This window comes from Sinorhizobium sp. Y406, assembly GCF_058732025.1.
Genome location: NZ_CM178974.1, coordinates 1095531 through 1107438 on the forward strand (window position 1 = coordinate 1095531; position 11908 = coordinate 1107438).

Genomic DNA, 11908 nt, shown 5'->3' on the forward strand with positions numbered 1-11908 from the left:
AGCCTTTCACGGGTCAGCCGCCCTGGACCAGTCCGCGGTTGCGCCACGCCTCGAAGACCTTGCGGATCTGGGCGGCGGCATCCTTGACCGCCTCTTCCGGCGCGATTTGCCCGCGCGCAACATTGGCCATCATGTTGGGGATCACGAAGGTACTGAAGACCTCCCCGATGGCCGGATTGGCGTAGCCGGGATGGCCCAGATTCGTCGTCCACTCGGCAGCGGATTTCAGAGCTCTGAGCTTGCCGTCGGCCTCGTCCTCCAGCTTGAACGGATCGTTGTCGAACCAGGCCGCTGTGAGATCGTTCAGGGTCTTCGCTTCGGCCACCGTAGCATAGCTGCGCTGGCCGCTTGCGATCGGCGCTTCCGGGAAGCTCGGCGAATTATAGAGCTTGCTCTGATACATGGCCTCGTCATAGTTCGCGACCAGGTGGGCGATGAACTGCTTGGCCGTGTCGGCGTTGTCCCCGGCGAAAGTGGGAATGACGTAGTTGTAAAGTACGTGGACGTTGCCCCAGCCGGTGCCGCCGGGTCCCTTCAGAGCCGGTGTGAAGAAGATGTCCTTGGCGATGTCGGGCCGGGCTTCCTGTGCCGAGCGATAGGCCGATATCGAATTCAGGATATAGGAAGCGCGGCCGGCAATCAGCGCCTGATTATTGGAGGCCGCGTTCCAGGAGAACACCTCCGGCGTCAGCGCGTTGTCATACAGGTCCTTCATGTACTTCACCGCGTCAACGGTGCGTTTCAGATTCTCACCCTGGTCGAGGATAATGGTACCGTTCTCGTCCTGCAGCGACGTATCGAAAGACCACAGCACGGCGCGTGCCGCCATGTTGGAATCGATCTCTTGCGACAGGCCGATGCCGACTTGCACGCCTTGCTCGTTCTTGATCTTCGCTCCGACGGTCAGAAGGTCTTCCCAGGTCACCGGTCCGTCGGCCATGCCGGCCTTCTCCCAAAGTGATTTCCGGTAATCGCCGGGATCGATCGTCCATCCGTGGCAGAAGGCGTAGTGCTTCTTCGTCACTGGATTGTAGCTCACTCGCTCGGCAACGCCGAAAGGCTTGCCGTATTTGCTGGCCATCTCCTGGTTGATATCCGCCATGTCGATCAGGCTCGGCTCGAACTGGGCGGCCTCCGGCCCAAGTTCGATCAGGTGGTGGCCGGAGCCGGCCGAAATCTCGGAGGCTGTCGTCGCGGCAAGATCGGCAATGTTGATGTAATCCACGCTCACTTGAACGCCGTTCTCTTCCCCCCATTTCTTGGCAAAAGCATCGAACCAGGTGTCGTATGCGGGAACGAAATGGCTCCATTGGAGAATTCTGAGGGTCTTGTCCTGGGCTCTGGCGCTCGTAATGACCCAGGGGGCGACCGCCGCGGCTACGCCGAGCGCGCTGCCGGCTGCGACAAAGGTCCTTCTGGTGATCCGAGCGTCCTTGCCCGTGCGGGACTGCCTGCGGCGAGATTGTTCATGTTTTGTTCCACTCATGGTCCTCCTCCTCGCGTCGTGCCCTTCTTGTGAGCGACGCTCTAGCGGGATACAGGAATCCCGTGATATTCCTCTCTTATTTTTACGCCACTTGGTCACCGTTGGCCAGTTTTCAGTCAGTTGCGACGCTTTGCGCTTTGAGCCGCTGCTGTCCTGTCGTTGTAGCGCCGAAACCGACAAAGCCGCAGTTTCGTGCCGTGCATTTGCCCTATGGGCGGAGGTCGGACGGCTTCCAGTACACGGACTGGGATAATCGGTTGTTTCAACGCCGAAAATTTCGTGTTGGCCTGCTCCTGCGAAGTGCATCGAGGCAGCCTGGGCAGGCTTGATTTCCCGAGCCTGCCGGAGCACCATTCGTGTCGGTCGCTGGCGCCAATGGTGCGGTGGCCGCTGAAAGGCCGGGTGTCGGTGCGATTTCGATCAGGAGGGTGCGAAATTGCGCGGCGTCGGAAACAGGCACGGATTCCTGCGGCCGGCTGCATGGATGTCATCGCGACCTTTTGCGTGATGGGCAGGCGTGCGTCGTCTTGATACGGTCAGGACCTCTTCCGTCTGCCCGGCATGATCGTAACGGGAGATGTGTGCATGTCAGTACGAGCAATCCTTAACGAAAAAGGCCGCAATGTCGTGACCGTCGCGCCGCAGGTGACGGTGCAGGAAGCGGCGACCTTTCTCCACGACAATCACATCGGCGCCGTGGTCGTTCTCGATCCGGACGACCGTATCGTCGGCATTCTCACGGAACGCGACATCGTCGCCGCGATTGCAAAATACGGTGCCCCCTGTCTCGACCAGCCGGTTTCGTCCGTGATGTGGGAGAATGTCTATTGCTGCCGTGAGGAGATGACTGTTCAGACGCTCATGGAGATGATGAGCAAATTGCGCGCGCGCCATCTGCCCGTGGAAACGGGGGGGCGTCTCGCCGGCATCATATCGATCGGTGACGTGGTCAAATACCACATTCGCGCCATGGAGCGCGAAACCGAAGAGATCAAGGCCTATATCGCAGGGTGACGAGGAGGGGCGGCGACGGGCCGCCCCTTCGTCGCAACATCGGGCGGCGCGAAGGCCACGGCAGCAGTTTCCGTATGCTACCTCGATGCGTGGGGATATGTGGCAGCGCGTCTGAAAAGACGCGCGGCGCTGTCGCCGGTCAGCGGATCAGGGCTTCCTGCATGCGCTGGATTTCGGTCAGTCTGGCCTTTGCCTCCTGGTAACCACGATCGATCGCTTCGCCCGCGCGATGAAACTCCGACAAACCTATGTCGTTCAGCTTCGGGTGGAGGGCGAGATCCGGCGGATCGCCGGCAAGCCGTGCCCGGGAGATGCGATCCTGGATAATGTTGAAGGCCTGAACCATGGCGCTGGTCATGCCGAGGCGCGCCGAATGGTGCCCGTTAGCCTTGGCTGGCTCGTCGGGGGTTTCAATGCCTGCATTGTGCTTGACGACGGCCGAGCGGCCATAAAGATCGTAGTTCAGATTGACGGCGACGACCAGCTGCTGCTCGTGGGCACGGCAGACCGAAACGGGCACGGGGTTCACCAGCGCCCCGTCCATCAGCGTGCGGCCATTGGCATTGATCGGCTCGAAAATGCCCGGCAGCGCATAGGAGGCGCGAATGGCGGTAATGAGCGCGCCCTTCTCGAGCCATACCTCGTGGCCGCTGTGAACCTCCGTCGCGACGGCAACGAAGGGACGGTCGAGGGCCTCGATGCTGAGATCCTGTAGATGCTCTTGCATCCGTTTGGTGAGCCGCAGGCCGCCGAACAATCCGCCGCCTCCGATCGCGAAATCGAGCAGGCCGGCGATGCGGCGTACCGTGAGCGAGCGGGCGAAGCTTTCCAGCTCGTCGAGTTTCCCGGCGAGATAACAGCCGCCGACGAGGGCACCGATCGAAGTTCCGGCGATCATGCCGATCTCGATGCCTTCCTCGTCGAGCGCTCGCAACACGCCGATATGGGCCCAGCCACGGGCCGCGCCGCCGCCAAGCGCGATTGCAATCCTTGGTTTTTTCGGCTGAGGCATCGGTTCCGGAGGAGTGGTCGTCAGTGATGTGCCATCCGGGCCGGAAAGATCGGTCAACTGGTTGCTGCGCGTAAATGTCCAGTTCAACATCCGGCACCTCCAACGCCGAACAGATCACCCAAATCGCGCGTCTTGTTGGGAAGCCCTGCCAAGCCGGCGACGATGCCGGTCTTGTCTGAATTCATCGCTGAAAGACTGGCACCACAAGAGATTTATAACACCGAACCTGTCGCGCGTGCGGCGTGTCCGGTAAACATTGGATACAGCCTGCAATACAACTCGGTTCGCTTACAGTGACGCAGGAACCACTTGCATCAATAATGATTAGGCGCCCGTTTGGTTTCTAAAAAATGAATATAACACGGAAGTGAAGCAAGAAAATGCAGAACCCTGCCACGGACCTATCCTTGGCCGTAGATATCGGCCGGATCGAAGTGCCGGTGGTCGTCCTCGATCGACACCGCCGCCTTGCCTCCCTCGATGCCAACCGTGCGGTAGAAGCAGGAACGGCGTCCGGTATGGCAGGTGGCGTCGTGGCCGGCGACCGTTACTTTCAGCCAGACGGCGTCCTGATCGCAATCGGTCCTGATCTCCTGGACCGTCTGCACATTGCCTGAGCTCTCGCCCTTCTTCCACAGGCGGTTGCGCGAGCGGCTGTAATAATGGGCGATGCCGGTTTCGATCGTCAGCGCGAGTGCCTCGGCGTTCATGTGTGCGACCATCAGCAACGCGCCGTCATGTGCATCCGTCACGACGGCCGTCACCAGCCCCTTCTCGTCGAAACGCGGGGTGAAGGCCGAGCCCGTCTCGAGTTCGGCCTTGTCATTGGGGGGAGGGGCGAAAGTGAGCGGCATCGGCAAGGGGTCCCATCCAGCGCGGCACGGCTTCTGAGGCGCACGGGCGGCGCTGCAGCAGTTTCGAAGTGCCGCCGACGGCGGCGAGGGCGCTTACTTGAAGCCCCTCAGCAGGGTCATGAAGCGCGCCTGTTCGGCCGGATCGGTCTTGAAGGCGCCGGTGAACGTGGTCGTGAGCGTCGTCGCGCCATGCTTCTTGACGCCGCGCATCGCCATGCACAGGTGTTCGGCCTCGACCATCACCGCCACGCCGCGGGGCGCGAGCGTTTCGTCGATCGCCCGGGCGATTTGGGCCGTCATTGCTTCCTGGGTCTGCAGACGTCGGGCATAGATGTCGACGGCCCGGGCGATCTTGGAGAGACCAAGCACCCGCCCGTTCGGCAGATAGGCCACATGCGCCTTGCCGATGATCGGCACCATGTGATGTTCGCAGTGTGAATAGAACGGAATGTCCTTCTCGAGCACGATGTCGTCATAGCCGGAGACCTCCTCGAAGGTCCGGCCGAGCACGTCTTCGGCAACGAGGTCGTAGCCCCCGAAGATCTCGCGATACGACTTGACCACGCGCTGAGGCGTATCCCTCAGTCCTTCTCGGGTCGGGTCTTCTCCTGCCCAGCGCAACAATACGCGAACGGCTTCCTCGGCTTCCTTCTGCGAAGGGCGACCGCTGGTGTCGTCGAGCACAGGGAAATTCTTTACGATGGCGTCCATATGGCCCCTATTTGCAAGCAATGCGAGATTGCTGACGTTTTACCTTTCGGACAACTCGCCACTGGCCATTCGCCTAACCCTGCAGGCTTGGGTTCCGTTGGCGGGCTCCGGGGCTTTCGGGTCCTGGCTCAGCAGTGCACTGGACCGTCCGGCACGGTTTCCCAAACAACAGGCGACACTTGTCCCCTTGCGGAACTGTCACCCCAACACGACATAGCATATAGTATGGTGCCACATGGATGAAAGAGGCAGGGCATGCCACGCCGTGCTTTTTTCCCCTCTACCGGAGAAAATCATGCGCCGATCACCCAAAACCGCGAAAAATCAGTCGGATCGCGCCAGATGATGGATGACATTTACAACAGTCGGATTCTCGAGTTCGCCGGCAACATTCCGCGTATCGGAATGCTCGCCGACGCCGATGCGGAAGCCGCGGCGCATTCGAAGCTCTGCGGTTCGAAAGTCAGGGTGTGGCTGAAGATGGACGGCGACGTCGTCACTGACTTCGCCCATGACGTCAAGGCCTGCGCACTGGGGCAGGCCTCGTCCTCGATCATGGCGCGCCACGTCGTGGGAGCGAAGGCGGAGGAAATCCGCAAGGCCCGCCAGGACATGCTGGATATGCTCAAGGCCGATGGCGACGGGCCGTCCGGTCGCTTCGAGGACATGCGCTTCCTGATGCCGGTCCGCGACTACAAGGCCCGCCATGCCTCGACGATGCTGACCTTCGATGCGGTCGTCGATGCGATCGGCCAGGTCGAGGCAAAGCGGCTCGCGGCCGCGGTATGATCGATGTGCGCCCGCCCCGAGCATGAGCAGGATCTCGTCGGGTGCAAGGATCGCGCCGGCGGCAGGGGACGGAATTGGTACGGGCCGTTTCGAAGGACGCCCGGGCGTCTCTTCGGCATGGGGGTGATCCGCCTCTATCAGCTGACGCTGTCCAGTTTCATCGGCAGTTCCTGCCGGCACCTGCCGACCTGCTCGGAATATGGTTTCGAGGCCATCGCACGGCATGGCCTCTGGGCAGGCGGTTGGCTGACGCTTTTCCGGGTCGTGCGCTGTGGCCCGGGAGGGACGTATGGTTTCGATCCGGTGCCGGACGCCCTTGCGCCGCGCCAGCGCTGGTATGTGCCCTGGCGCTACTGGCAGCGGCATCGCAAGGAGGCTGACGCGTGACGATCCCGATGGAGTACCGGCAGGCCTCGGCCGATTTCGACCGCTTCATCCTGGAGGCGCGCGACCTCGCCGCACTCCAGACGACCAACCAGGCCTACACGATGGTGCAGGCGGTGCTTCGGACCTTTCGCCGGCGCATCGAGATTTCCGACGCATTGCTGTTTGCCAACGCGCTGCCGCCGGTCCTGCGGGCGATCTTCATCGACGAGTGGGATCTGGAAGAGCCGATCGTGCCGTTTTCCGGCCGTGTCGCCATGACGCGTGAGGTACAGGCCTTTCGCGGCGATCATAACGTGTCGCCCGACACGGCGATTGCCGACGTGGCCGCGGCGCTGCGGCGCAACGTGGATGAATCGGTGCTCGACCGCGTTCTCGCGCGGTTCCCGCAAGGCGCCGTCGACTTCTGGCGGGCGTGAGCGGGTGAGCGGATGAACAGCTATGTTGCCCTGCTCCACAGCATCGTACTCGGCCAAGGCCGCCGCGTGGTGATGGCCGACTTGCGGGCGATGGCGGTGCGACTCGGCTATGCCGCGCCACGGACGCTTGTCGCCACCGGCAATCTGGTTTTCGAAGCACCGGAGACGCCGCCTGCGGAAATCGAAGCCAGGCTCGAATCGGCCTTCGGGGCGACCTTCGGTCGCCATGTGGACATCGTCGTGCGCTCGGGGGGCGACTGGCTGCGGCTTGCCGCCGGCAATCCCTTCGCAACCGCCGCCGAGGAGGATCCGACGCACGTCCACGTCCGGGTCATGCGCGCGCCGTTGCCGCGCGCCGTGCTTGATGACCTCCGGGCGTATTGTTCAAACGGCGAGCGCGTGGAGATCATTGGCGGCGATCTCTGGGTCGACTTCCAAGGCCAGGCGAGCGCATCGAAGCTGCTCGGCGCACTGACGTCGAAGCGCCTGGGCATCGGGACGGTACGCAACTGGAACACGGTCAGGCGGCTCGGCGCGATGCTGGTGCCGTGAGCAACCCGACGCCTTTACTCCCTTGCCAAAAACCTTTATCAGGCCCGCGTCTATTTGCCGGTTGATCCGGGCAACCACACCACCCGCATTCGTTGGCGGGACTGGATAGGAGATGATAATGTCACATGCAGTTTCCCTGACATTCCCTGATGGCTCCGTGCGTGAATTCGCCGCCGGCACGACCGGCCGTGACGTCGCCGAGGCGATCTCGAAGTCGCTCGCCAAGAAGGCTGTCGCGATCGCGCTGGATGGCGAGTTGCGCGACTTGTCGGACGGCGTGACCCCGGGCAGGATCGAGATCGTCACGCGGGAAGACAAGCGCGCTCTGGAACTGATCCGCCATGATGCCGCGCATGTCATGGCGGAGGCCGTGCAGGAATTGTGGCCGGGAACGCAGGTCACCATCGGTCCGGTCATCGAAAACGGTTTCTACTACGATTTTGCGAAGAACGAACCCTTCACGCCCGATGACCTGCCCGTCATCGAGAAAAGGATGAAGGAGATCATCGCGCGCAACAAGTCTTTCACCAAGGAGGTCTGGTCGCGCGAAAAGGCAAAGGAGGTCTTTGCCGCCAAGGGCGAGACCTACAAGGTCGAACTTGTCGATGCGATCCCGGAAGACCAGGCCGTGAAGATCTATTACCAGGGTGACTGGTTCGATCTCTGCCGCGGTCCGCACATGGCCTCCACCGGACAGATCGGCACGGCCTTCAAGCTGATGAAGGTGGCCGGCGCCTATTGGCGCGGCGACAGCAACAATCCGATGCTGACGCGGATCTACGGCACCGCCTGGCATTCGCAGGAAGAACTGGACCAGTATCTGCACGTGCTTGCAGAAGCGGAGAAGCGCGACCACCGCCGCCTTGGCCGCGAGATGGACCTCTTCCATTTCCAGGAGGAAGGCCCGGGCGTCGTCTTCTGGCACGGCAAGGGCTGGCGCATGTTCCAGAGCCTCGTCTCCTATATGCGTCGCCGGCTCGAGCGCGATTATCAGGAAGTCAACGCGCCGCAGGTGCTCGACAAGTCGCTCTGGGAGACGTCCGGCCACTGGGGCTGGTATCGCGACAACATGTTCAAGGTGACGGTCGCCGGCGACGATACCGACGACGACCGCGTCTTCGCGCTGAAGCCGATGAACTGCCCTGGCCATATCCAGATCTTCAAGCACGGGCTGAAGTCCTATCGCGAACTGCCCGTGCGTCTTGCGGAATTCGGCGCCGTGCATCGCTACGAGCCGTCCGGCGCGCTGCACGGGCTCATGCGCGTGCGTGGTTTTACCCAGGACGACGCACATATCTTCTGCACGGACGAGCAGATGGCGGCGGAATGCCTGAAGATCAACGACCTGATCCTTTCGGTCTATGAGGATTTCGGCTTCGAGGAGATCGTCGTCAAGCTGTCGACGCGACCGGAAAAGCGCGTCGGCTCCGACGAACTCTGGGACCGTGCCGAAGCGGTGATGACCGACGTGCTGAAGACGATCGAGGCGCAGTCGGAAGGCCGCATCAAGACCGGCATCCTGCCGGGCGAGGGCGCCTTCTACGGGCCGAAGTTCGAATACACGCTGAAGGACGCGATCGGCCGCGAATGGCAGTGCGGAACGACGCAGGTCGACTTCAACCTGCCGGAACGCTTCGGCGCCTTCTATATCGACAGCGAATCGGAGAAGCGCCAGCCGGTGATGATCCATCGCGCCATCTGCGGCTCGATGGAGCGTTTCCTCGGCATCCTGCTCGAGAACTTCGCCGGCCATATGCCGCTCTGGATCTCGCCCTTGCAGGTGGTGGTCGCGACGATCACCTCGGAAGCGGATGATTATGGTCGCGAGGTCGCAGCGCGCCTGCGTGAGGCGGGGCTTACCGTCGAGACCGATTTCCGCAACGAGAAGATCAATTACAAGGTTCGCGAACACTCGGTGACGAAGGTTCCAGTGATCGTCGTCTGCGGCAAGCGCGAAGCGGAGGAGCGTTCGGTGAACATCCGGCGGCTCGGATCCCAGGCGCAGACGCCGATGTCGCTGGAGGAGGCGGTCGCCTCGCTCTCGTCCGAAGCGATGGCCCCGGACCTGAAGCGCCGAGCCGAGAAGGATGGCCGCCGCTGAAGTCGGTCGGCCAGCTTCCGCAACAGCTCTATAGCATCGGCCGTCTCAAGAGGCGCGCGCGGCGCTGCACGTGAGGGCGGTCGGCGAAGCATTCGCCGGCCGTTTTGATTTGATAGGCTCGGATCGATTCGCCGTGCTAACGTTACGTTACGCCGCAGCGTCACTTCGGAATTCTGACAGACCTACAGCGCCGCGCGTCTTTTCAGACGCTCCAGACGCGCAAAGGTCGCTGTAACTCTTTGAATCTACGCATCGAGCTTTCCGAAAACCGGATACGTTTTTGGGCCGATGCGCTAGTCCTGCGCTTCGGCGGCCGCTGCTTCATCGGGCGCGTCGTTTCCGTGCAACAGCACCTCGACATCCGTGTTGACGCCAGCCTTAACGGTGAAGTCGCGCTGGTAGATCTTGTCCTTGTTGCGCGCCACGGCCGAATAGCCGCCTTCGGCGAGCACGAGGGTCGGAAAGGCGCCGACGCTTTCGCTGACGACGTCGCCGGACGAGGTCAGGATCGACCAGGCGGTATCGGCGATCGCCTCGCCGCCCGGTTCGGAGACGAGCTTTAAGGTGAGCTTCGCGGCGCGGTGCTGGATCGTTGCTTCGGTGAGCTTGCCCGCCTCTACCTGGATGTCGGCGCGGATCACTGCATTGACCGAGCCGTAGTCCGAAACGACGTGGTAGGTTCCGGCGCTGAGGCGCACCACCGTGTCGGGTTTGACGTCGGCGACGATCAGTGCGCGTTCGCCATCTTCCTTCACGTCGGAGGAATAGATTGAAAAGCTGAGTTCGTTCGGCGGAATGCGTACATCGCTGCCGGAAACGGCATTCAGCATGACGCCGCCGGCGTCGAGTATCAGCACCTGTTTTTCGATCGTGCCCTGTTCCGGCACGCGGATCTTGCGGGTCGCACCGGCGCGACCGAAGGCGACATTGACGAAATATTCGCCGGGTACGAGATTGAAGGCCGTGGAGCCGCCTTCGGACGTGGCAAGCAGCGGGAGTTTTCCGTCGCTGTCGGGAATGGGGCTGAAGACGCGCCAAGTCAGGCCTGATTCGACCGCAGGACCCTCTGTCGTCAGCAGTGCTTCGACCTCTACATCCTTCAATTCACCGTTCTGCGTGGGATCGGTGACGATCGTGTTGAAGCCCGTCAGCTTCGGCATCTTGCGGCTGAGGGAAATCGACGGAAAGCTCTTGAATGCGTCGGTCGCGTCTTCTGCCAATGCTCTCTCCGCACCGGCGCCAGCGAGTGCGATCGCCAGGGCCGTTCTGAGATGAATGCGAAAGCGGATGCGCATGAGAGCAGTTGACTTCCTGACTTGGTGACTCCACTTGAGACGCCGGTATGGCATTTTCGTGGCTGTCGGTCCGGCGGCAAGTTAGTGGAATTCGCTCGATATGAAAACTGAAATTAAACTGGTGGACTATCTCGCTTCCCGCAGGTCCATTCCGGCCTTCCAGATGGGAGCACCCGGCCCAGGCAAAACCGAGGTGGAGGAGATGCTGAGGCTCGCCTCGCGCGTACCCGACCACGGCAAGCTGGCGCCGTGGCGTTTCATCGTCTACCGCGGGGAGGAGAGAGTGCGCATAAGTGCCCGGTTGAAGGAGATGGCGCTCGCCGCAAAGCCCGATCTTTCCGAAGAAATGATAAGGGTCGAGGAGACGCGGCTGACGCGTGCCCCTGTCGTCGTCGCCGTGGTCAGCAAGGCGGCTCCGCATTTCAAGATTCCCGAATGGGAGCAGGTGATGTCGGCGGGTGCCGTTTGCCTCAACCTGCTGATGGCGGCGAACGCACTCGGCTATGCTTCCAACTGGCTGACGGAATGGTATGCCTTCGATGAGAAGGCCTATCCGCTGCTGGGCGTGGAGCCGGGCGAACGGATCGCCGGATTCATCCATATCGGCACGGCGATGGTGCCGCCGACCGAGCGCCCGCGGCCGGAACTCAAGGAAATCGTCACCTGGGTCGGGGGAGGCGCCTGATGTTCTACGAGACCATCTCCAACAGGCATGGCCTGCCGCATGATCCGTTCAAGGCGATCGTCTCGCCGAGGCCGATCGGCTGGATCGGCACGCGCGCCGCGGACGGCTCGCTGAACCTCGCCCCCTATTCCTTCTTCAATGCGATCAGCGACCGGCCGAAGCTCGTGATGTTTTCTTCTAGCGGGTACAAGGATTCAGTGCGCAACATTGAAGAGACCGGGGAATTCACGGCGAGCTTCGCCAGTCGCAATCTGAGCGAGGCCGTCAATCTCACCTCGGTGGCGGCGCCGCACGGCGAAAGCGAGTTCGCAATCGCGGGTCTGACACCGGTGGAGGGGACGCTCGTCAAGGCGCCGTTCGTCGGCGAGGCATTTGCCGCCCTCGAATGCCGGATGACGGAAATCCTCCGCCCGAAGGCGCTCGACGGCACCGTCTCCGACAGCTACTTGGTCTTCGGAGAGGTCGTCGGCATCCATATTCGCGAAGAGGCGATCCGCGACGGCCGCTTCGACGTGGCAACCGTCAGGCCGCTCGCGCGCCTCGGCTATATGGACTATTGCGACGGCGGCGACGTTTTTGCCATGATGCGCCCGAAGCGCGCCTAGC

13 protein-coding genes are annotated in these 11908 nt (G+C 62.1%); 8 read left to right on the forward strand and 5 right to left on the reverse strand.

All coding sequences use genetic code 11. The annotated features are described in order from the left end of the window. Window positions 1-13: 13 nt before the first annotated feature. Window positions 14-1486, reverse strand: a complete 1473-nt coding sequence (locus tag AC4P1R_RS05280; protein ID WP_225192035.1) for an ABC transporter substrate-binding protein — start codon at window positions 1484-1486, stop codon at window positions 14-16. A 585-nt stretch (window positions 1487-2071) separates the two neighbouring features. Between AC4P1R_RS05280 and AC4P1R_RS05285 the strand changes: the two genes are divergently transcribed. Beyond that, window positions 2072-2500 carry a CBS domain-containing protein gene (locus AC4P1R_RS05285; RefSeq protein WP_069457950.1) on the forward strand — a complete coding sequence of 143 codons (429 nt, stop codon included), beginning with the start codon at window positions 2072-2074 and terminating at the stop codon, window positions 2498-2500. A 139-nt stretch (window positions 2501-2639) separates the two neighbouring features. Here the strand turns inward: AC4P1R_RS05285 and AC4P1R_RS05290 are convergent, their stop codons facing one another. From AC4P1R_RS05290 to folE, 3 genes are all read right to left on the reverse strand, one after another. Next, window positions 2640-3602 (reverse strand): patatin-like phospholipase family protein, encoded by a 963-nt coding sequence (locus AC4P1R_RS05290; protein ID WP_069457889.1) that lies wholly within the window; start codon window positions 3600-3602, stop codon window positions 2640-2642. 311 nt (window positions 3603-3913) lie between these two features. After that, a complete protein-coding gene (gene hisI, locus AC4P1R_RS05295) occupies window positions 3914-4366 on the reverse strand; it encodes a phosphoribosyl-AMP cyclohydrolase (protein ID WP_069457949.1) in 453 nt (150 codons plus the stop codon). A gap of 93 nt (window positions 4367-4459) precedes the next feature. Beyond that, window positions 4460-5077, reverse strand: coding sequence for a GTP cyclohydrolase I FolE (gene folE, locus AC4P1R_RS05300; RefSeq protein WP_069457888.1), 618 nt, complete (start codon window positions 5075-5077; stop codon window positions 4460-4462). A gap of 342 nt (window positions 5078-5419) precedes the next feature. Between folE and AC4P1R_RS05305 the strand changes: the two genes are divergently transcribed. From AC4P1R_RS05305 to thrS, 5 genes are all read left to right on the forward strand, one after another. Next, complete coding sequence (locus AC4P1R_RS05305; protein WP_151611146.1) at window positions 5420-5866, forward strand: iron-sulfur cluster assembly scaffold protein; 447 nt, start codon at window positions 5420-5422, stop codon at window positions 5864-5866. 3 nt (window positions 5867-5869) lie between these two features. After that, on the forward strand, window positions 5870-6253 hold the full coding sequence (yidD, locus tag AC4P1R_RS05310; protein WP_151611147.1) for a membrane protein insertion efficiency factor YidD: 384 nt from the start codon (window positions 5870-5872) through the stop codon (window positions 6251-6253). An 8-nt stretch (window positions 6254-6261) separates the two neighbouring features. Then, complete coding sequence (locus AC4P1R_RS05315) at window positions 6262-6669, forward strand: DUF2267 domain-containing protein (protein ID WP_151611950.1); 408 nt, start codon at window positions 6262-6264, stop codon at window positions 6667-6669. Between the two features lie 12 nt (window positions 6670-6681). Next, window positions 6682-7221, forward strand: a complete 540-nt coding sequence (locus tag AC4P1R_RS05320) for a DUF1697 domain-containing protein (RefSeq protein ID WP_492177473.1) — start codon at window positions 6682-6684, stop codon at window positions 7219-7221. 118 nt (window positions 7222-7339) lie between these two features. After that, window positions 7340-9322 carry a threonine--tRNA ligase gene (thrS, locus tag AC4P1R_RS05325; protein WP_151611149.1) on the forward strand — a complete coding sequence of 661 codons (1983 nt, stop codon included), beginning with the start codon at window positions 7340-7342 and terminating at the stop codon, window positions 9320-9322. Between the two features lie 293 nt (window positions 9323-9615). Here the strand turns inward: thrS and AC4P1R_RS05330 are convergent, their stop codons facing one another. Next, entirely contained in the window at window positions 9616-10617 is a 1002-nt protein-coding gene (locus AC4P1R_RS05330; protein ID WP_492177474.1) for an RgsD C-terminal domain-containing protein, read from the reverse strand. Between the two features lie 100 nt (window positions 10618-10717). On the opposite strand from AC4P1R_RS05330, the gene AC4P1R_RS05335 reads away from it, so the two are divergent. Both AC4P1R_RS05335 and AC4P1R_RS05340 read left to right on the forward strand, forming a co-directional pair. Next, window positions 10718-11302, forward strand: a complete 585-nt coding sequence (locus tag AC4P1R_RS05335; protein WP_151611150.1) for a nitroreductase family protein — start codon at window positions 10718-10720, stop codon at window positions 11300-11302. Next, entirely contained in the window at window positions 11302-11907 is a 606-nt protein-coding gene (locus tag AC4P1R_RS05340; RefSeq protein ID WP_069457882.1) for a flavin reductase family protein, read from the forward strand. Before AC4P1R_RS05335 ends, AC4P1R_RS05340 begins: the two co-directional genes overlap by 1 nt. Window position 11908: the final 1 nt, after the last annotated feature.

Bases quoted from the DNA above. Each gene is read 5' to 3' on its own strand.
- AC4P1R_RS05280 (WP_225192035.1), bottom strand. From the start codon at position 1,486: ATGAGTGGAACAAAACATGAACAATCTCGCCGCAGGCAGTCCCGCACG.
- AC4P1R_RS05285 (WP_069457950.1), top strand. From the start codon at position 2,072: ATGTCAGTACGAGCAATCCTTAACGAAAAAGGCCGCAATGTCGTGACC.
- AC4P1R_RS05290 (WP_069457889.1), bottom strand. From the start codon at position 3,602: ATGTTGAACTGGACATTTACGCGCAGCAACCAGTTGACCGATCTTTCC.
- hisI (WP_069457949.1), bottom strand. From the start codon at position 4,366: ATGCCGCTCACTTTCGCCCCTCCCCCCAATGACAAGGCCGAACTCGAG.
- folE (WP_069457888.1), bottom strand. From the start codon at position 5,077: ATGGACGCCATCGTAAAGAATTTCCCTGTGCTCGACGACACCAGCGGT.
- AC4P1R_RS05305 (WP_151611146.1), top strand. From the start codon at position 5,420: ATGATGGATGACATTTACAACAGTCGGATTCTCGAGTTCGCCGGCAAC.
- yidD (WP_151611147.1), top strand. From the start codon at position 5,870: ATGTGCGCCCGCCCCGAGCATGAGCAGGATCTCGTCGGGTGCAAGGAT.
- AC4P1R_RS05315 (WP_151611950.1), top strand. From the start codon at position 6,262: ATGGAGTACCGGCAGGCCTCGGCCGATTTCGACCGCTTCATCCTGGAG.
- AC4P1R_RS05320 (WP_492177473.1), top strand. From the start codon at position 6,682: ATGAACAGCTATGTTGCCCTGCTCCACAGCATCGTACTCGGCCAAGGC.
- thrS (WP_151611149.1), top strand. From the start codon at position 7,340: ATGTCACATGCAGTTTCCCTGACATTCCCTGATGGCTCCGTGCGTGAA.
- AC4P1R_RS05330 (WP_492177474.1), bottom strand. From the start codon at position 10,617: ATGCGCATCCGCTTTCGCATTCATCTCAGAACGGCCCTGGCGATCGCA.
- AC4P1R_RS05335 (WP_151611150.1), top strand. From the start codon at position 10,718: ATGAAAACTGAAATTAAACTGGTGGACTATCTCGCTTCCCGCAGGTCC.
- AC4P1R_RS05340 (WP_069457882.1), top strand. From the start codon at position 11,302: ATGTTCTACGAGACCATCTCCAACAGGCATGGCCTGCCGCATGATCCG.